Origin of the sequence: Phycicoccus sp. CSK15P-2, assembly GCF_016888005.1 — a bacterium.
Lineage (GTDB): Bacteria > Actinomycetota > Actinomycetes > Actinomycetales > Dermatophilaceae > Phycicoccus.
The window spans coordinates 131,206-149,229 of record NZ_JAFDVE010000012.1 but is presented as its reverse complement, the minus strand read 5'-3'; the positions used below and the strand labels follow the sequence as shown (position 1 = coordinate 149,229).

At 73.0% G+C, this 18,024-nt stretch carries 16 protein-coding genes; 10 read left to right on the top strand and 6 right to left on the bottom strand.

Features of this window, described 5'->3' with window-relative positions; genetic code table 11:
- Nucleotides 1–224 precede the first annotated feature (224 nt).
- Entirely contained in the window at nt 225–869 is a 645-nt protein-coding gene (locus tag JQN72_RS08520; RefSeq protein ID WP_204134747.1) for a response regulator transcription factor, read from the bottom strand.
- Nucleotides 866–1,933, bottom strand: a complete 1,068-nt coding sequence (locus tag JQN72_RS18355; protein WP_204134746.1) for a sensor histidine kinase — start codon at nt 1,931–1,933, stop codon at nt 866–868. Before JQN72_RS18355 ends, JQN72_RS08520 begins: the two co-directional genes overlap by 4 nt.
- A gap of 125 nt (nt 1,934–2,058) precedes the next feature.
- Here JQN72_RS18355 and JQN72_RS08510 point away from each other — a divergent pair, with 125 nt between their 5' ends.
- The 4 genes from JQN72_RS08510 (at nt 2,059) to JQN72_RS08495 (ending at nt 6,523) form a co-directional block, all read left to right on the top strand.
- Nucleotides 2,059–2,670 (top strand): CDP-alcohol phosphatidyltransferase family protein, encoded by a 612-nt coding sequence (locus tag JQN72_RS08510; protein WP_204134745.1) that lies wholly within the window; start codon nt 2,059–2,061, stop codon nt 2,668–2,670.
- A 2-nt stretch (nt 2,671–2,672) separates the two neighbouring features.
- Entirely contained in the window at nt 2,673–3,113 is a 441-nt protein-coding gene (locus JQN72_RS08505) for a hypothetical protein (RefSeq protein ID WP_204134744.1), read from the top strand.
- A gap of 92 nt (nt 3,114–3,205) precedes the next feature.
- A complete protein-coding gene (locus JQN72_RS08500) occupies nt 3,206–3,838 on the top strand; it encodes a LysE family translocator (protein WP_204134743.1) in 633 nt (210 codons plus the stop codon).
- A gap of 147 nt (nt 3,839–3,985) precedes the next feature.
- On the top strand, nt 3,986–6,523 hold the full coding sequence (locus JQN72_RS08495) for a carboxylate--amine ligase/circularly permuted type 2 ATP-grasp protein (protein WP_307812536.1): 2,538 nt from the start codon (nt 3,986–3,988) through the stop codon (nt 6,521–6,523).
- On the opposite strand, the gene thpR is transcribed toward JQN72_RS08495, so the two are convergent.
- Nucleotides 6,520–7,071 carry an RNA 2',3'-cyclic phosphodiesterase gene (gene thpR / locus JQN72_RS08490; RefSeq protein ID WP_204134741.1) on the bottom strand — a complete coding sequence of 184 codons (552 nt, stop codon included), beginning with the start codon at nt 7,069–7,071 and terminating at the stop codon, nt 6,520–6,522. The two genes, JQN72_RS08495 and thpR, sit on opposite strands and share 4 nt — an antisense overlap.
- A gap of 66 nt (nt 7,072–7,137) precedes the next feature.
- Between thpR and JQN72_RS08485 the strand changes: the two genes are divergently transcribed.
- The 6 genes from JQN72_RS08485 to JQN72_RS08460 all read left to right on the top strand — a co-directional run bounded on the left by JQN72_RS08485 (nt 7,138) and on the right by JQN72_RS08460 (nt 14,935).
- Nucleotides 7,138–8,844, top strand: coding sequence for an ABC transporter (locus JQN72_RS08485; protein WP_307812535.1), 1,707 nt, complete (start codon nt 7,138–7,140; stop codon nt 8,842–8,844).
- Complete coding sequence (locus JQN72_RS08480) at nt 8,841–10,505, top strand: YfjP family GTPase (RefSeq protein WP_307812533.1); 1,665 nt, start codon at nt 8,841–8,843, stop codon at nt 10,503–10,505. The genes JQN72_RS08485 and JQN72_RS08480 overlap by 4 nt, the downstream gene beginning before the upstream one ends.
- A gap of 155 nt (nt 10,506–10,660) precedes the next feature.
- Nucleotides 10,661–11,203, top strand: a complete 543-nt coding sequence (locus JQN72_RS08475; protein ID WP_204134739.1) for a single-stranded DNA-binding protein — start codon at nt 10,661–10,663, stop codon at nt 11,201–11,203.
- A 68-nt stretch (nt 11,204–11,271) separates the two neighbouring features.
- Nucleotides 11,272–12,954, top strand: coding sequence for an energy-dependent translational throttle protein EttA (gene ettA / locus JQN72_RS08470; protein WP_204134738.1), 1,683 nt, complete (start codon nt 11,272–11,274; stop codon nt 12,952–12,954).
- Nucleotides 12,955–12,980: 26 nt separating this feature from the next.
- A complete protein-coding gene (locus JQN72_RS08465; RefSeq protein WP_307812531.1) occupies nt 12,981–13,982 on the top strand; it encodes a glycosyltransferase family 2 protein in 1,002 nt (333 codons plus the stop codon).
- Entirely contained in the window at nt 13,979–14,935 is a 957-nt protein-coding gene (locus JQN72_RS08460) for an NAD(P)-dependent oxidoreductase (RefSeq protein WP_204134736.1), read from the top strand. Before JQN72_RS08465 ends, JQN72_RS08460 begins: the two co-directional genes overlap by 4 nt.
- Before the next feature lie 3 nt (nt 14,936–14,938).
- On the opposite strand, the gene JQN72_RS08455 is transcribed toward JQN72_RS08460, so the two are convergent.
- The 3 genes from JQN72_RS08455 to JQN72_RS08445 are packed head-to-tail and all read right to left on the bottom strand — an operon-like array spanning nt 14,939 to nt 18,017.
- Nucleotides 14,939–15,664 (bottom strand): class I SAM-dependent methyltransferase, encoded by a 726-nt coding sequence (locus JQN72_RS08455; RefSeq protein WP_204134735.1) that lies wholly within the window; start codon nt 15,662–15,664, stop codon nt 14,939–14,941.
- On the bottom strand, nt 15,661–16,752 hold the full coding sequence (locus JQN72_RS08450) for an acyltransferase (protein ID WP_204134734.1): 1,092 nt from the start codon (nt 16,750–16,752) through the stop codon (nt 15,661–15,663). Before JQN72_RS08450 ends, JQN72_RS08455 begins: the two co-directional genes overlap by 4 nt.
- Complete coding sequence (locus JQN72_RS08445; RefSeq protein ID WP_204134733.1) at nt 16,749–18,017, bottom strand: ABC transporter permease; 1,269 nt, start codon at nt 18,015–18,017, stop codon at nt 16,749–16,751. Before JQN72_RS08445 ends, JQN72_RS08450 begins: the two co-directional genes overlap by 4 nt.
- Between the last annotated feature and the right edge of the window lie 7 nt (nt 18,018–18,024).

Sequence of the window (18,024 nt, the reverse complement as noted above, 5' to 3'; positions counted from 1 at the left end):
CGTCCGGCCGGGGGCGCGCGCGCCCTGGCGCGCAGCGCATCGCGTGAGCGCCCCCGGCAGAAGTCACAGGTGCTCGAACGGAGTGAGAGCGCCGGCGGGGGCGCCGGACCGCGAGCCGCAGCGGAGCAAGGCTGCGGGCGAGCCCGGCAGAAGCAACAGGCGCTCGACCGGCGCACGCCTGTGGACCGACCTCGAGCTCCGGCGTCCGGGCAAGAACATGCGGCTTAACGAGAGGCGGAGCGCACGGCGAGCAGGACTGCCTGGACGCGGTCTCGGCTGCCGGTCTTGGCCAGGACGTTGCTGACGTGCGTCTTCACAGAGCTCATCGACAGGTGGAGTCGTCCTGCGATCTCTGCGTTGGTCAGCCCACGACCCACCAGGCGGAGAACCTCGGTCTCTCGCGGAGTCAGGCCGAAGGGGGAGAGGTCGACCGGTGTGGGGGTGCCCGTCGCGCGGATGCGGTCCAGGACGGCCGATGTCACCTCGGGGCTGAGGATCGACGCGCCGCTGGCGACCTGGCGTACCGCGTCGATGAGATCGGTGGCGGATACACGCTTGAGGAGGAATCCCTGTGCACCTGCTGCGACCGCGTCGAGGACGAGGGCGTCGTCGTCGAAGGTCGTCACGACGATGACGACGGGAGCGTGAGGGACGGCTTCCAGGGCCCTCGTCGCGGCGATGCCGTCGAGCACTGGCATTCGAATGTCGACGAGGGCGACGTCGATCCGGGGGTCGGAGCGTACGGCGTCGACGAAGGCCAGTCCGTCCGACACCGATACGGCGACCTCGATGTCGGGCTGAGATCCCAGGATGGTCGCGAAGCCGTCGCGGACGACCTCCTGGTCGTCGACGATCGCCACCCGGATCATCGCGGAAGAACCGGGATGGAGACGTCCAGCAGCGCTCCACCTCCGTGCCGTGCTGTCAGCTCGGCCCGGCCTCCGTGGGCGAGGGCCCTCTCGCGTATCCCCAGCAGTCCAGAACCACCCGAGACGGTGGACGGTGGTCCGAGCCCGTCGTCCCGGATCTCGAGGGCGACGTGGTCGCCGTGACGATCCAGCTCGACCCAGACGTGCCCGGCGCGCGCATGCCGAGCGACGTTGGTCAGTCCTTCCTGGGCGATCCGATAGAGGGTGCGCACGACGTCGTCACTCAACACCAGTCCCTCCGCGAGACGGACGTGGACCTGTGTCCCGCTGGCGCGGAGGGGGACCGCAAGCACGGTGTCGATGTCGGCGAGCCTCGGGAGAGGTCCGGACGGCGCGTCGTCACCAGGGCGCCTCAGGTGGACGACCAGGGAGTCCAGCTCGTGCAGAGCCGTGCGACCCGACTCGGCGATGCGGGCGAGTGCCACGTGCGGCGCGTCGCCCAGCCGGCCTGCCTCTGCCTGGACCACCATCGCCGTGACGTGATGGCCGACCACGTCGTGGAGCTCGCGGGCGAGAGCGGTGCGTGTCTCGAGCCAGGCGGTCTGCCCGCGTAGAACCTCGGTCTCCCTCCGCAGCTGCGTGCTGCGCTCCCACACTCGCAGCAGCACCGCGCCTCCACCCCCCAGAACGGTCACGACGAACGCCGCCTGGATGGCGTACGTGCTGCCGGTCATCAGCGTGCCGACCCCGCCCCCCAGGACGCCTCCGGCCACACCGACCCACGGCGGCCACCGTGGGTCCTCGGCGGTGGAGAGGAACACCAGGGCCAGCACCGTGGCACCGGCCCAGTCCGTCTGCACGACGAACGCCGCGGCAAGGGCGCCGCCGGCGGCCAGGACGACTGCCCGGTGCCGCGGAAGCCAGTACGCCAAAGGCAGGGTGAGCGCGCCGGCGAGCTGGACGTAGAAGCCGGCTCCGACGACAGGCGTCACCGCCGCACCCACGAGGACCAGCGCCACCGCGACGACATAAAGCAGCCGACGAGACGTCAAGGCACCGAACACGGTGTCAGTCTGGTGGATGCCCGACCCGCGAGCGCCACCCGCGTCCCGCAGTCGGTACCGGGGTACCGCACGCTCGGCACCGGCGACCGACGCAGGCCGTGGTGGGCGCCGACGAGGCTGGGTGCATGACGACAGCACTCCGTGACGCCGCCCCGTCCATCGCGCCACCGACTCCGATCGGCCCGGTGCGCACGGTCCCCAACGCGATCACGCTCGTGCGCACCGTCGCGGCCGTCCTCATCGGCGTCATCGCCGTGGCCGAGGACGACCTCGTCCTGCTCGTCACCGCGTACGCGGTCTACTGGGTGGGGGACGTGCTGGACGGGTGGTCCGCCCGCCGCCTCGGGCAGCAGACGCGGCTCGGTGCGGTCTTCGACATCGTCGGTGACCGCGCCTGCACGGCGGTCCTGTGCGTCGGGCTCGTCGCCCACGTGGGCCTCCTGCCGGGCCACGTCGCCGTGGGGGTGGTCTTCCTCCTGTCGTTCATGGTGCTCGACGGCATGCTGTCCCTGGCTTTCCTGTGCTGGCCGTTGATGAGCCCGAACGACTTCCATCTCGTCGACCGCCAGGTGTGGCGGATGAACTGGTCCACACCCGCCAAGGCGGTCAACACTGCCGGGCCGATCTGCGCACTCGAGCTCGGACACCCGTGGCTGGCTGTGGGAGTCGCCTCGGGCGTGGTCGCCGTCAAGGCGTGGTCCTCCGCGCGGGTGCTGCGTCGGCTGGGAGCGCTGTGAGCATGATCTCCACACTTCTGGCACTGCTGTTCGGCGCCGCGTCGGCCGTCGTCCCGTTCCTCAACTCCGAGCTCTACGCGGCAGCAGCCGCCCGCTCCCAGTCCACGGGGTCTGTGTTGGCGGTGGTCGCCGCCCTGGCCGTCGGTCAGACGGCGGGGAAACTCGTGCTGTTCGAGGCTGCCCGGCGCGGCTCGGAGCGCTTCGCCCGCAAGCGTGCGGCGCCGCGCTGGGCCGAGAGGCTGGCGTCGTGGATGACCCGCCGTCGCACGGCCGTGCCGCTCGTCCTCGTCTCCGCCGGTGTGGGGCTCCCGCCGCTCGCCGGGACCACGCTCGCCGCGGGTGCCGCCGGGCAGCGTCGGAAGGAGTTCGCGCTGCTGTGCCTCCTCGGTCGTACGGCGCGCTTCCTCGCGCTCGCGACGTCTGTCGGCTGGGTGTTGTCCTGACGTCGCACCACCGCGCCCGTGAAGCGGGCCGACCGGGTCTCGGCATCAGGTCCCTCGCCCGGCGTGACGGGCGTGAGCAGTAGGGTCTTCTGGTGCCCACCGCAGCCCAGTGGCTGGCGTTCTGCGCCGCCTCCTTGCTCTTCCTGCAGATCCCCGGTCCCAGCCTGATGTTCACGCTCGGGCGGGCGCTCACGGTCGACCGTCGCGACGCGCTGCTCTCCGTGGTCGGCGGCGAGCTCGGCGTCCTGGTCCAGGCCTTGTTCGTCGCGGTCGGCCTCGGCGCGCTCGTCGCCGCCAGCACGACGCTCTACGTCGGGGTCAAGCTCGTGGGCGCCGGGTACGTCGTGTGGCTCGGCCTGCAGGCCATCCGGCACCGGCGTGACGCACGGGAGGCTCTCGAGGCAGGCAGCCCGGCAGCCGCCGGGAGGCCGGGCTACGCGCTGCGCACCGGGTTCGTCGTGGGTCTGACCAACCCGAAGACGGTCGTGTTCTTCCTCGCCTTCCTGCCGCAGTTCGTCGACCACACGGCTCCTCCCGGCCCCCAGGTCGCCCTGCTCGGCCTCGCCTACTTCGCCCTGGCCCTGGTCTCCTCGAGCCTCTGGGTCGCCGCCGCCGGGCGGGTCCGGCAGTGGTTCCGCACGCGGCCCCGGCGCCTGGACTGGCTCGGTGCCGCCGGGGGCACCGTCATGGTCGGTGTGGGCGTGCGGATGGCGACGAGCGAGTAGCCGTGCTCACCCCGGGCCCTCGGAGCGAGGTCGTCGGCAGGCGCCCTCACGTGGCGCGTGGGTCGGCTGCGGCTGGTGCGGCGAACGGGAGGCGGGTGCCGAGAGGCGAGGGGCCTCCGACCTGCGCAGATGCCCTATGGTCGCCGGGTGACGGACCTGACGCTTGGCGTGGAAGAAGAGCTCCATCTCGTCGACCTGTCGAGCAGGAGGCTGACCTCACAGGCACCGGCCCTGCTCGAGAGGCTGCCCGCTGAGTCGTTCTCCTCGGAGCTGCAACGCACCACGGTCGAGACGAACACCGGGGTCGTCACGACGCTCGACGGGCTGCGCGACGAGGTGCTCGGGCTGCGTCGCCGGCTCGTCGAGGTCGCCGGCCCGCGCAACATCGGTATCGCGGCCGCGGCCACGCTGCCCATGACCGACCCGGGGGACTCGGGGCTGACGAGCTCGGGGCGCTTCGCCCGGATGCAGGATGACTACCGCCTGCTGGTCGACGAGCAGCTGATCTGCGGCACGCAGTTCCACGTCGGCGTCGAGGACCGTGACCTCGCCATCCGGGTCATCCACCGAGTCACGCCCGACATCCCGACCCTCCTGGCGCTGTCGGCCAGCTCCCCGATGTGGCGGGGCGCCGACACCGGGTACGCGAGCATCCGCACCCTCCTCTGGCAGCGCTGGCCCACGTCCGGCAGCTTCGGGCGGGTGTTCACGGCAGGGGAGTACGACGCGCTGCTCGAGGACCTCATCCGCTCCGGCGTGGTCAGCGACTCGGGGATGGCGTACTTCGACCTGCGACCGTCGAGCCACCTGCCGACCATCGAGCTGCGGATCTGCGACGCCCTCCCGCTCGTCGACGACGCGATGCTCGTCGCCGGGCTCTTCCGGGCCTCCGTCGCCGCGGCGCTCGAGGCCGAGGAGAACGGTGCGGAGCTCGTCCCGCGGCCGGTGCCCCTGCACCGGGCGGCGGTCTGGCGGGCCGCGCGGAGCGGCATGACGGGGTCGTTGCTCGACGGTCACCCGTCGCCGGAGCCGGCCCCGGCCCCGGACGTCGCTCGCGGTCTCCTGGCGCGGCTCCGCCCGCACCTGGAGGCGAGCGGCGACTGGGACACCGTCTCCGAGCTGCTGCACCAGCTCCTCTCCCGCGGCACGTCGTCGGAGCGGCAGCGGGTCGCCTTCGCCCGGCGCGGCCGCCTCGAGGACGTCGTCGAGCAGGTCGTGAAGGAGACCCAGCACGAGTGGACCGCACCCCAGCCGGCGCCGCACCCCGTGGGCTACCCCGAGTCCAACGCCGACGAGGCGTTCACCCCGAGCTCGGCGGTCCGCGAGGCGTACGAGGACGTCGTCGACCACGTCACCGGTCTCGACACCGCAGACCTCGCACAGCGGATGGAGCGCCGGGACGCCTGGCTCACCGACGTCGGCATGACGTTCGGCGTCGATGACGAGCAGCGTCCCTTCGAGGTCGACCTCCTCCCACGCCTCGTCCCGCCGCAGGAGTGGACGATGCTGTCCCGCGGCCTGGCCCAGCGGGCCCGTGCCATCGAGATGTTCCTCCAGGACGTGTACGGAGACGCCCGGGTCGTCAAGGACGGCGTCGTCCCCGAGTCGGTCGTCACCGGTTCACCGGGATGGCGGGACGTCGCGCGGAGGCTGCCGTACGGCGTCGTCCGTGCCGCGATCCAGGGCTTCGACCTCGTGCGGGACGACAACGTCGGCTGGCGGGTGCTCGAGGACAACGTCCGGATGCCGTCCGGGGCGGGCTACGCGCTCGCGGTCCGCCGCCTGATGGACGAGGTGATGGACGACCTGCCTCGGCCCGACGGTCTGCTGAGCCCCGAGTCCGGGCCCGGCGTGCTGCGCGACACGCTGCGCTCGCTGAGCGACGCCGACGACCCCTGCGTCGTCCTCCTCACCGACGGTCCGTCCAACTCCGCCTACTTCGAGCAGAAGCTGCTCGCCGACGAGGCAGGGCTGCGCCTGGCGGTGCCGGACGACATCGGCACCGACGACGGGCGGGTCACCGTCGACGGCGTGCCGGTCGATGTCGTCTACCTGCGTACCGACCTCGACGTCGCCGAGCTGCGGTCCTCCGACGACCGGCCCGTGGGGGAGTGGCTGCTCGACGCCGCGGTCGCCCGCACCATCGCCCTCGTCAACGCCCCCGGCAACGGGGTGGCCGACGACAAGGAGATGTACGTCCACGTCCCCGACCTCATCGCGTACTACCTCGACGAGCGCCCGATCATCGAGCCGGTGCCGACGTACCGCTGCGAGGACCCCGAGGAGCGTGCCGTCGTGCTCGAGCGGCTCGACCAGATCGTCACCAAGCCGGTCGACGGGCACGGCGGCGGCGGCGTGCTCGTCGGCCCGGATGCCGACGAGGAGGAGCTGCGCGCGCGGGCCGAGGAGATCCGCGCGGACCCGGAGCGGTACATCGCCCAGGAGACGGTCGTCCTCTCCACGCTGCCGACCCTCGACGGTGGCGGCCTCGCGCCGAGGCACGTCGACCTGCGGGCTTTCGTCTACCTCACCGGCACCGGGCCGCACGACGCGCGGGTCGCGGACCTCGCCCTGACCCGCACCGCCCCGGCGGGCAGCATGGTCGTCAACTCCTCGCAGGGCGGGGGTGCCAAGGACACCTGGATCCTCGGTGACGAGGGCGACGCGATGGGCCAGCGGCGCTAGCCGAGGGGCAGCCGGGCCAGCACCTCGTAGCGCGAGGGGTGTCCATGGTCGTGGGACAGGTGCGACTCGACGACGACGACCTCGGACGCCGTCCACGCGGGGCCGGCGTAGGTCTCGAGGACCCGCACCCATCGGGTGGCCTCGACGGGCTGGCTGAACCGTCCGATCGTCACGTGCGGGGTGAACCGGCCACCCTCGGGCGCCGCGCCCGCCACCGAGCACGCAGCCCGGACTCCGTGCGCGAGGGAGGACAGCGCCTCCGCACCGCGGACCCCTGTGTAGAGGACGCGTGCGCGGGTGACGTCCGGGAAGCACCCGCCACCGCCGAGCGCGAGCAGGACCGGCTGGGCCCTGGCCGTCACCTCCCCGACGGCTTCCACCAGCCGTTCCGCGACACGTTCGGGCGCGGCCCCGGCGAAGGCCAGCGTCACGTGCCACTGTTCCCGACGTGACCATCGGGGCCCTTCCGCGTCACGACGGGGCAGGAGGAACCTCTCGAGGTCGTCGAGTGCCTCCGACGACGGAACGACGGCGACGAAAAACCGCATGAGGACATCATGGGCCCCCGACGTGGCATGCGGCGAGGCGCAGCGCGTATGACTAGGCTCGGGACCGTGGGCGCGGCGAGGAACTCGGAGGCACTGGTCGCCGCTGTCGAGCGCCTGCGCCAGGAGGTCGGTGACGCCCGGCTCCCGCTCGACGTCCCGGGCCGGGACGACGCGGAGACCGCCCGCCGCCAGCTCATCGCCCAGCTCGACGACTACGTGCTGCCGCGCCTGCGCTCCATCGACGCGCCACTCCTCGCCGTCGTCGGCGGGTCCACCGGGGCCGGGAAGTCAACGCTCGTGAACTCGGTCGTGGGTGCCGCCGTCAGCCGCCCCGGCGTGCTGCGGCCGACGACCACCTCGCCGGTGCTCGTGCACCACCCCGACGACCTGCGCTGGTTCGAGGGTGACCGCATCCTCCCGGGCCTGGCCCGGGTGACCGGTCGCGACACGGGGGAGGAACAGCCGGGGACGGTCCGGCTCGCGGTGTCCACCGCCCTCCCCGCGGGGCTGGCGCTGCTCGACGCCCCGGACATCGACTCCGTCGTGTCCGCCAACCGCGAGCTCGCCGGGCAGCTGCTCTCGGCGGCCGACCTCTGGCTGTTCGTCACGACGGCGGCGCGCTACGCCGACGCCGTCCCGTGGGACCTGCTGCGCACCGCGGCCGAGCGGGGGACGGCCGTCGCCATCGTCCTGGACCGCGTGCCGAGGGAGGCGGTCGACGAGATCCGCCCGCACCTCGCGTCGATGCTGCGGGAGCAGGGCCTGCCCACGGCGCCGATCTTCACCGTCCCCGAGATCGACCTCGACGACGGGCGGCTGCCCGAGTGGACGATCGCGCGGCTGCGGTCCTGGCTCGAGGCGCTCGCCGGGGACGCCCGGGCCCGCGACATCGTCGTGTCCCAGACGCTGCGCGGCGCGGTGGGGTCGCTCTCCGAGCGCACCGCGCGGCTGGCCACGGCGAGCCGTGCGCAGCGTGACGCCGAGGAGGCGCTGACGGCGGCGGCCACGGAGTGCTTCGAGGTCGCCGAGCGGCGGGTCGCCGACGGCATGACCGACGGCACGCTCCTGCGGGGAGAGGTGCTCGCGCGGTGGCAGGAGTTCGTCGGCACCGGCGAGTTCTTCCGGCAGATGGAGTCGACGATCGCCCGGTGGCGCGACCGCATCACGGCGGCGATCAAGGGCACGCCCGCCCCCCAGGACAGCCTGGGCGAGGCGCTGCAGACGGGCGTGGCCGCGCTCGTCCTCGCCAACCTCGAGGCGGCGACGTCCGAGACCGTCCGCTCCTGGCGCCGACACTCCGGCGGTGCCGCGGTGCTCGGCAGCGAACCGGGGCTCGGCACCGTCCCCGAGGAGTCGACCACCGCGGTCGAGCGGCTCGTGCGCGCCTGGCAAGGAGAGGTGTTCGACCTCGTCCGCACCGAGGGACAGGGGCGCCGGACCAACGCCCGGATCGCCGCCTACGGCGTCAACGCCATCGGGCTCTTCCTCATGCTCGTCGCGTTCGCGCAGACCGGCGGCCTCGTCGGGGCCGAGGTGGGCATCGCGGGCGGCACGGCGGTGCTCGCCCAGCGGGTGCTCGAGGCCATCTTCGGTGACCAGGCCGTCCGCGACATGGCGGCCAAGGCCCGCGCCCGGCTGCTCGAGATGGTCGACGAGCTGTACGGGCAGGAGCGCGGGCGTTTCGTCCGGGCGCTCGCGGCCCAGGCCGCGCCCGTCGACCAGGCCGACCGGCTCGAGGACGCCGTCTCCCGCATCTCGGCGGTTCCGCGGTGAGCCCCCTGCGGATGGGGACGGCCCACGGCGCGGTCGTCTCCCCGGACGCTCTGACCGCAGCGGCGGAGTCCCTCGAGGCCGGGGTGCGGGCGGGCGGTACCCAGCTGCCCCCCGCCGGGCGGGAGCGGGCGTTGGAGATCGTCGAGAAGGTCGACCGGCGGACCTCCCTCGTGGGTGGTCACACCGTGGCTGCCCTGGCCGGGGCCACGGGCAGCGGAAAGTCCTCGCTGTTCAACGCGCTCGTCGGTGCCGATGTCGCGACCGTGGGTGTGCGCCGGCCCACGACCTCCACTCCGACCGCCGCGGTGTGGGGTGACGAGCCGTCCGGGGAGCTCCTCGACTGGCTCGGGGTCGGGGCCCGGCACCACGTCGACGAGGCCACGCCCGGCGAGCAGGTGGGCACCCTCGAGGGGCTGGTGCTCCTCGACCTGCCGGACGTCGACAGCCGCGAGGTCGCGAACCGCGTGGAGGCCGAGCGGGTGCTCGAGCTCGTCGACCTCTTCGTGTGGGTCGTCGACCCGCAGAAGTACGCGGACTCCCGGGTGCACGACGACCACGTGGCGCTGCTGTCGGCGCACGAGGCCGTGACGATGGCGCTGCTCAACCAGATCGACCGGCTGCGCCCGGACGACGTCGACACCTGTGTCACCGACCTCCGTCGCCTCATGGAGCGTGACGGCCTCCCGCACGCCACCGTCATCGCCACGTCGGCGCGCACCGGGGCGGGGGTGGACGAGCTGCGGCAGCGGCTCGCGAACGCCGTGGCGGGGCGCACCGCGGCCCGCGCCCGGCTGGCCGGTGACCTGCGGACGGTCGCCGGGGCGCTCTCGGAGCACGTCGCGGACGGCGAGCACGGCGTGGACGACGCGACGCGGGCCGACCTGCTCGACGCTCTGGCCCGCAGCGCGGGGGTCCCGATCGTCGTCGACGCCGTGGCCCGCGACTACCGCATGGAGGCGGGGACCCGCACGGGCTGGCCGTTCACCCGCTGGGTCGCAGGTCTCCGGTCGCGTCCGCTGCGCCGGCTGCGGCTGGACGGCCGCGACGTGCGGGTCACCGAGTCCGACGTCCGGTCGGTGCTGGGCCGTTCCTCCTTGCCACCGCCCTCACCCGCGGCCCGGGCGGCCGTCGAGCTCGCCACCCGGCGGGTCGCCGACCGCGCGGCGGCCGAGCTACCCGTGCCGTGGGCGGAGGCCGTGGAGCGTGCTGCCGCCCCACCCGGGCCCACCCTCGGGGACGCGCTCGACCAGGCCGTCGTGGGCACGTCGCTGCGCGCCAGGAAGCCGGTCTGGTGGGGGGTCGTGGGCGCGGTGCAGGTGCTGCTCGCGATCACCGCCGTGGTGGGCTTCCTGTGGCTCGCGGCGTACGCGGTGGCCTCCTGGCTGCAGCTCGACTCGCTGCTGCCGGGGCCTCCGAGGCTCGGGGTGCTCACCCTGCCGCTCGTCCTCCTGGTCGGCGGCCTGCTGCTCGGGCCGCTGCTCGCGGTTCTGTCCGCCTGGCTCGCGCGGTTCGGGGGACGGCGCCGGGCGGCCGTCATGGATGCCCGGCTGCGCGCCTCCATCACGACCGTCGCCGACATCGAGATCCTCGGGCCGGTGCGCCGCGTGCTCGACCGGCACGCCGCCACCCGCGAGGCGCTGTACCGCGCAGGCCATCTCTGAAGGCCCGGTCCGGGGTCGTCGGGTCCGGTCGTCCACAGGGCGGCCGGTCGGTGCGGTCGTCCACAGGTGGGGGTGGGTCGCTTCTCCCGGACCACGACGCCGGGGCAGCGTGGGGCACACCGGGCCGACGGTCGGCCTGCGGGAGGAGCAGCACGATGTACGAGACCTACACGACCGTCCAGGGCCGCCTCGTCGCGGACCCGGCCGTCAAGGAGGGCAGGTTCGGGTCGTTCACGACCTTCCGGGTCGCCCAGTCCGAGCGCCGGCCCGACCGGGGCGAACCGGGCCGCTGGGTCGAGTCCGAACCGAGCTTCTACGACGTCTCCGTCTCCAAGGCCTCGGGCGAGAACGCCGCACGGTGCCTGCGGAAGGGCCAGCCGGTCCTCGTGTACGGGAAGCTCAAGGTCCGCCAGTTCCGGCGTGACGACGGGTCCTACGGCGCGAGCACCGAGCTCGAGGCCTACGCGCTGGGGCACGACCTGCGCTGGGGTGTCACCGCGTTCACCCGCAACGCCGACCTCGAGCCCGGCACGGGAGGCGACGTGCGGGCGGGGGAGGGCCCTGGGCTCGGTGACCCGGAGCGCGACCCCTACGTCATGGCGGACGGTCCCGGTGCCGAGGTCACGGCGGCGGAGGCCGGTGCGCTCGGGGCGGAGGCGCATGACACCGGCCCGCTCGTCGCACCGGACGCCGCCTGAGCGGAGCGCTCGGAGGCCGAGACGCCGCGGATTCGGGCCGGGGCCCTGCCGTGGATACGCTGGGCCCCATGCCCGAGTTCATCTATGTCATGTCGCGTGCCCGCAAGGCACACGGGGACAAGGTCATCCTCGACGACGTCACCCTGTCGTTCCTCCCCGGCGCCAAGATCGGTGTCGTGGGCCCGAACGGCGCCGGCAAGTCCTCCGTCCTGAAGATCATGGCGGGCCTGGACCAGCCGTCCAACGGGGAGGCGCGGCTGACGCCTGGCTACTCGGTCGGCATCCTCATGCAAGAGCCCGAGCTCAACGACGACAAGACGGTCCTCGGGAACGTCGAGGAGGGCGCGGGGGAGATCAAGGCCAAGCTCGACCGCTACAACGAGATCTCCGCCGAGATGGCCGAGCCGGACGCCGACTTCGACGCGCTGATGGCCGAGATGGGCCGGCTCCAGGAGGCGATCGACGCCGCCGACGCCTGGGACCTCGACTCCCAGCTCGAGCAGGCGATGGACGCCCTGCGCTGCCCCCCGCCGGACGCCGACGTCACGGTGCTCTCCGGCGGTGAGCGACGCCGGGTCGCGCTGTGCAAGCTCCTGTTGCAGAAGCCGGACCTCCTGCTCCTCGACGAGCCGACCAACCACCTGGACGCCGAGTCCGTGCTGTGGCTCGAGCAGCACCTCGCGAGCTACCCCGGCGCCGTCGTCGCCGTCACGCACGACCGGTACTTCATGGACAACGTCGCCGGGTGGATCCTCGAGCTCGACCGCGGCCGGGCGTACCCCTACGAGGGCAACTACTCGACGTACCTCGAGAAGAAGCAGGCCCGTCTCGAGGTCCAGGGCAAGAAGGACGCCAAGCTCGCCAAGCGCCTCGCCGAGGAGCTCGAGTGGGTGCGCAGCAACGCGAAGGCCAAGCAGACCAAGTCCAAGGCCCGCCTCCAGCGGTACGAGGAGATGGCGGCGGAGGCCGAGCGCACGCGCAAGCTCGACTTCGAGGAGATCCAGATCCCGCCCGGCCCGCGCCTCGGCAGCAAGGTCATCGAGGTCAAGGACCTCACGAAGGGCTTCGGCGACCGGCTTCTCATCGACGGCCTGTCCTTCACGCTGCCGCGCAACGGCATCGTCGGGGTCATCGGTCCGAACGGGGTCGGCAAGACGACCCTGTTCAAGACGATCGTCGGGATCGAGGAGGCCGACGGCGGCACCGTCGACGTCGGCGAGACCGTGAAGATCTCGTACGTCGACCAGAGCCGTGGCGGGCTCGACCCGAACAAGAACCTCTGGGAGACCGTGTCCGGCGGACACGACTACATCCAGGTCGGCAGCGTCGAGATCCCGAGCCGCGCGTACGTCAGCCAGTTCGGCTTCAAGGGCCCGGACCAGCAGAAGAAGGCCGGCGTGCTCTCCGGCGGCGAGCGCAACCGGCTCAACCTCGCCCTGACCCTCAAGGAGGGCGGCAACCTGCTCCTGCTCGACGAGCCGACGAACGACCTCGACGTCGAGACCCTCGGGTCCCTCGAGAACGCGCTGCTCGACTTCCCGGGCTGCGCCGTGGTCATCAGCCACGACCGGTGGTTCCTCGACCGTGTCGCGACCCACATCCTCGCCTACGAGGGCACGGAGGATAGCCCGGCGGCCTGGTACTGGTTCGAGGGCAACTTCGAGGCCTACGAGAAGAACAAGGTCGAGCGGCTCGGCGAGGAGGCCGCCCGGCCGCACCGGGTCACCTACCGCAAGCTCACCCGTGACTGAGCCGCTCCGCCGCTAGGGTGGCCGCCGTGGATCCCACGACCGCCGGGCCGGCGCCGCATCTGGTCTCGGTGGTCATCCCCGTGTACCAGGGGTCGCGCACGCTGCCCGGTCTCGTCGCGGAGCTCGCGGAGTCCACGACGGTGCGGACCTCGCCCGGGGGCCGCCGCTACCGGGTCGAGGAGGTCCTGCTCGTCGACGACTGCGGGCCCGACGACTCCGACGAGGTCATCCGCCGGCTCGCCGCCGAGCACGACTGTGTCCGGGCGGTCTGGCTGAGCCGCAACTTCGGCCAGCACGCGGCGACGCTCGCCGGGATCTCCGCCTCCGGGGGCGAGTGGGTCGTGACGATGGACGAGGACGGCCAGCACGACCCCGAGCAGATCGGGGTGCTCGTCGACGCGGCGATGGACGAGCAGGCCGACGTCGTCTATGCCGCGCCGTCGAACGAGCCGCCGCACGGCGTCCTGCGCAACCTGGCCTCTCGGACCGCCAAGCGCCTCGTCATGGCGGTGTCCAAGGGCGCGAGCGCCGCGGACTTCAACAGCTTCCGCCTCGTCCTCGGTGAGGTCGCCCGGTCGGTGGCGGCGTACGCGGGTCCCGGCATCTATCTCGACGTCGCGATCTCCTGGGTCGCGCGCCGCGTCACGACCGCACCGGTCCCGATGCGCTCGGAGGGAGACCGGCCCTCCGGTTACGACCTGCGCCGCCTCGTCTCGCACTTCTGGCGTCTCGTGCTCTCGAGCGGCACCACACCGCTGCGGTGGGTCAGTGTCACGGGGGCGACCGCCGTCGTCCTCGCGCCGGTCGTGGCGGTCATCCTCGTCATCGGGCGCGCGTCGGGCCAATGGGAGGTCCCCGGCTGGACCTCGACGATGATCCTGCTCATGGTCGCCACCGGGGCCATCCTCTTCGCCCTGGGCGTCATCGCCGAGTACGTCGGGATGGCCGTCGACATGGCGATGGGCAAGCCGCTCTACCTGCCGGTGCGTGACCGCCGGGACGGCCCGCTGGGCCGGGACGACGGGTGAGCCCGGAACCGCGGCCCGTGGCCTGGGTCGTCGGCGCGGGTGGTCTCGTCGGCCGCCACGTGGCCGGCGAGCTCCGGCGCACCGGCTACGAGGTCATGACCCGGACGGTGCCCTGGACCGACGAGCAGGCCGCAGTCGACGCGCTGGTACGCGGAGCGGCCGACCTGCGCCGGCTCGCGGCGGGTCGGCCCTGGGCTCTCGCGTGGTGCGCCGGCGCCGGCGTGGTGGCCACCGGGGAGCAGGAGCTCTCCGCCGAGCTCCGGGTCTTCGCGCAGGTCCTCGGACTGCTGGAGACACGACTGCCCGACGCGAGCGCGGGTGTGGTGTTCCTCGCCTCGTCGGCGGGCGGGGTGTACGCGGGCTCGTCCGGTCCGCCCTTCACCGAGCTGTCCGAGCCGGTGGCCCTCGTCCCGTACGGCCGCACCAAGCTGGCCATGGAGCGGGCGGTCGAACGTCTCGGCCGGCGTGCCGGAGTGCGGGTCGTCGTGGGCCGGCTCGCCAACGTCTACGGCCCGGGGCAACGGCTCGGGAAGCCACAGGGGCTCCTGTCGCAGCTGTGCCTCGCGGACGCCACCCAGCGGCCGCTGCCGGTCTACGTCTCGCTCGACACGATCCGCGACTACCTCTACGTGGTCGACCTCGCGCGGATGGTGGTCAGGTGTCTCCGGCTGGCTCGTGCCGAGCCGCCGGGTGCCGTCGTCACGAAGGTGCTCGCCTCCGGGCGCCCGGTCACCGTGGGTCATCTGGTGGCCGAGGCGCGGCGGGTGTTCCACCGGCCGCTGCGCACCATGGACGTCCCGGGAGGGGCCGGCCAGGTGCTCGACCTGCGGCTCGCGTCCACCCGGTGGCCCGAGGTGGACACCGACGCGCGGACGCCGTTGGCCGCGGGGCTCGCGGCGACCGCGGCGGACGTGCGGGCCCGGGTGGTGCGCGGCGCGGCGCTGGACGGCTGACGCTCAGGGTCGGGTAGCGGCGAGGAACACCGACGAACCGAACGGCAGGTCGCCGCGTGAGAGCGCGAACCGGTCGGCGCGAGCCACCGCCGTGAGGGCCCGGTTGGCCAGCGGCGAGACCTGCGGCAGCTGCACGATGTCGACGGGCCCGTCGGCCCGGAGTCGACGCAGCTTGCGGAGGGCCCGCTCGGCGGCGAAGAGCGGGAACACGCTCGCGAAGGCGTAGGTGCACCGCTGGACCCGGAACCCGGCCCGCTCGACGGCGGTCACGGCCCGTGTCCGCGTGTACCGGCGGTGATGGCCGTTCGCGATGTCGAAGTCGGTCCAGGCCCAGGTGTACGCGGGGACCGACATGACGAAGGCGCCTCCCGGGCGCAGGACGCGGAAGACCTCCGCGAGCGCGTCGTGCTCGGGGTCGCAGTGCTCGATGACGTCGAACGCCGCGACGACGTCGAACGTCTCGTCCTCGAAGGGGAGGGCGAGCGCCGAGCCGCACACGCCGTCGGACCCGAGGCCGCGCGGGTCGACGTCGAGGGAGACCGTGCGGTGGACCGCATCACGCAGCCAGGATGCGCTCGGACCGTCGGCGCTGCCGAGGTCGAGCGCCAGAGCGGCTTCTTCGGTCCGGTCGCGCAGCGTGACCTCGAGGAGCTCGGCACGGGCGACGTACCACCAGTAGTTGGGTGCGCCGATGGACGCGGATCCGGCTCGGGGCGTGGTGGACGTCACGGGGTCAGGGTACGGGTGGGCCGACGAGCGACGACGGACCTGGTGGCGGACAGGCGGCGTCTCATCGCGCGAGTCCCGCGGACCTCGCCGAGCGAGTGGAGGAGCCGGGCGACCCCGAGGACGACGACGAGTGCCGCCACCATCGCCAGCTCCCGCCCGACAGGCCCGAGCAGTGTGGCGGTGACGAGGTCACCGAGTGCCGTGTGGCAGACGTAGAGCGAGTAGCTGACGAGCCCGAGCCACTGCAGCGGGCGCGCGGTGAGCAGCGGCGTGGACGGTCGTCGGGCCACGCCGAGGAACAGGGCACAGACCACGGCGACCGCGACGGCCGCCCCGCCGTCGCGCAGCATCGCCGCCATGAGGACCGCCAGCGCGGCGAACCCGACGGGCCAGCGCCAGCGCAGCTCACCGTGTCGCGCGAGGAAGGCGAGGCATCCGGCGCTGAAGAGGGGACCGAACTCCGCGAGGGTCAGGTTGAGGAGGACCTTGTACGGCGTCGCGACGAGCTGCGGGTCGATGCCGCGGCTGTGCGGCGCGGCGACGAGTCCCACGGCGAGCGACACCCCACCCCAGAGCAGGGCGGTCACGAGCACCACACGGGCACCCAGCCGATGCCGCGTCACGACGAGGAGACCGAGGACGAGCAGGTAGAACTGCATCTCGACGGCCAGCGTCCAGTACACGGGGTCGACGTTCTCGACGAGGAACCATCGCTGGACCATCGTGAGGTTGGCGAGCACGGTCGCCACGCTGGGTCGGGGCCATACGCTCCAAGTGAGCGCGACGACCGTCGTGACGGCCAGCGCCAGCCAGTACGCCGGGTACAGGCGGGACGCGCGGGCGATCACGAAGTCGCTCGGACGGGTGACCCGACGGGCCGTGAGCAGGATGACGAAGCCGCTGACGAGGAAGAAGAGCTGCACGCCGTACATCCCCCAGGGCACGCGGACGACGGACGCGGGGGCGGTCGGAACGACGTCGTCGAAGGCGACGGTGAGGTGGTAGACGACGACGCCGAGAGCCGCCAGTCCACGGAGGCCGTCGAGCTCGCGGAACCGCTGCGCGCCGCCGTCCGGGACAGCACTCATGCCTCGCCGTCCCGCAGGACGCGGGGCGACCACGTGCCCGGACGCTGCTCCCCGGCGGCCGAGGTGGCCAGGTGCGCCAGGACGCCGGTGGCGAGGACGATCGTCGCCGCGGTTGCGCCGAAGACCTCGCCGAGGCGCAGCGCGCAGATCAGGACGGCGACGTTCGCCGCCTCCGCCGCACCCACCCACGGGGCGTCGACCCGCGTGGTCCGGAGGAGGCCGACCCCCACCAGCACCGTGACCGCGATGTATGCCAGGGCGAGGGGCCAGCCGCCCTCCACGAGCGCTGCCCAGTAGGAGTTGTGGAAGAGGTACTGGCCCGTCTCCAGCTGGACCCACGACTCGCCCAGGCCTCGCCCGTACCAGGGGCTGGCGTCGAGCTTCACCTGCGAGGCCTCGTCGATCCTGGCCCTGAACCAGTCGGTGCCCTCGCGGTCGGCGAAGACGCCCACCCGGGCGAAGTCGGTCTCGAGGACGCGGACGACGACGGCCACCACGGTCGCCAGCAGGATGCGACCGGTCACCTCGAGCCTCGGGCGGAGGACGAACCAGGCCACCCCGCACGCGAAGGCCGCGAGCGAGGTCCGGGACCCGGTGAGCCAGACGAGCCCTCCGGCGACGGCGACCACGGCGACCTGTCGGGAACGCGACTCCGCCAGACCGATGGCGAGCAGGCCGATGACGGCGTAGGCCAGCCCCGCCTGGTTCTTGTCGAGCAGGAAGCCCGAGAGGAAGCTGCCGTAGTTCGCCGGCGCCACGCCGGCGTAGAACAGCACGGTGTTGGCCCCCAGGCCGGCGATGACGCCGCGCAGGAGGGAGGGGAGGTGGATCCGGCCGGATACGAGCGCGACGAAGAAGACCATGACGAGCACGAGCCGGACGGCCCGGCGGTCCCATCCGTACAGCGACTCGTCCGGGGTGATGATGCTGACGACGGCGAGGTACCCGACGAGGAGGACGAGGGTCGGCAGCAGCCACCCCAGGCGTGAGCGGACCTCGGTGGACCACCGCGGTCGCCGGAGCATCGCGAGGCCGGCGAGTGCGGCGACGGCAAGGAGGCCCACCGAGAACGACGGCGGTACCCCGGGGGGCGCCCAGGCGAAGAGCACGCCGAGGCCGAGGACGGCGTCCACGAAGCGGGTGGGCTCGCGGAAGTGAGCGGCCCAGTCGGTGCGGTCCTCGCGGCGGTCCCAGGGGGCGGCTCGTCCCGGCAGGTCCGGGGGTGCGGCCGGGACCCGGCGCACGGCACCGGCACGGGTGTCCATCGAGGTC

Excerpts from the sequence above, each read along its gene's own strand:
- JQN72_RS08505 (WP_204134744.1), top strand. The coding sequence starts at position 2,673 with ATGATCTCCACACTTCTGGCACTGCTGTTCGGCGCCGCGTCGGCCGTC.
- JQN72_RS08510 (WP_204134745.1), top strand. The coding sequence starts at position 2,059 with ATGACGACAGCACTCCGTGACGCCGCCCCGTCCATCGCGCCACCGACT.
- JQN72_RS08445 (WP_204134733.1), bottom strand. The coding sequence starts at position 18,017 with ATGGACACCCGTGCCGGTGCCGTGCGCCGGGTCCCGGCCGCACCCCCG.
- JQN72_RS08520 (WP_204134747.1), bottom strand. The coding sequence starts at position 869 with ATGATCCGGGTGGCGATCGTCGACGACCAGGAGGTCGTCCGCGACGGC.
- thpR (WP_204134741.1), bottom strand. The coding sequence starts at position 7,071 with ATGCGGTTTTTCGTCGCCGTCGTTCCGTCGTCGGAGGCACTCGACGAC.
- JQN72_RS08475 (WP_204134739.1), top strand. The coding sequence starts at position 10,661 with ATGTACGAGACCTACACGACCGTCCAGGGCCGCCTCGTCGCGGACCCG.
- JQN72_RS08450 (WP_204134734.1), bottom strand. The coding sequence starts at position 16,752 with ATGAGTGCTGTCCCGGACGGCGGCGCGCAGCGGTTCCGCGAGCTCGAC.
- ettA (WP_204134738.1), top strand. The coding sequence starts at position 11,272 with ATGCCCGAGTTCATCTATGTCATGTCGCGTGCCCGCAAGGCACACGGG.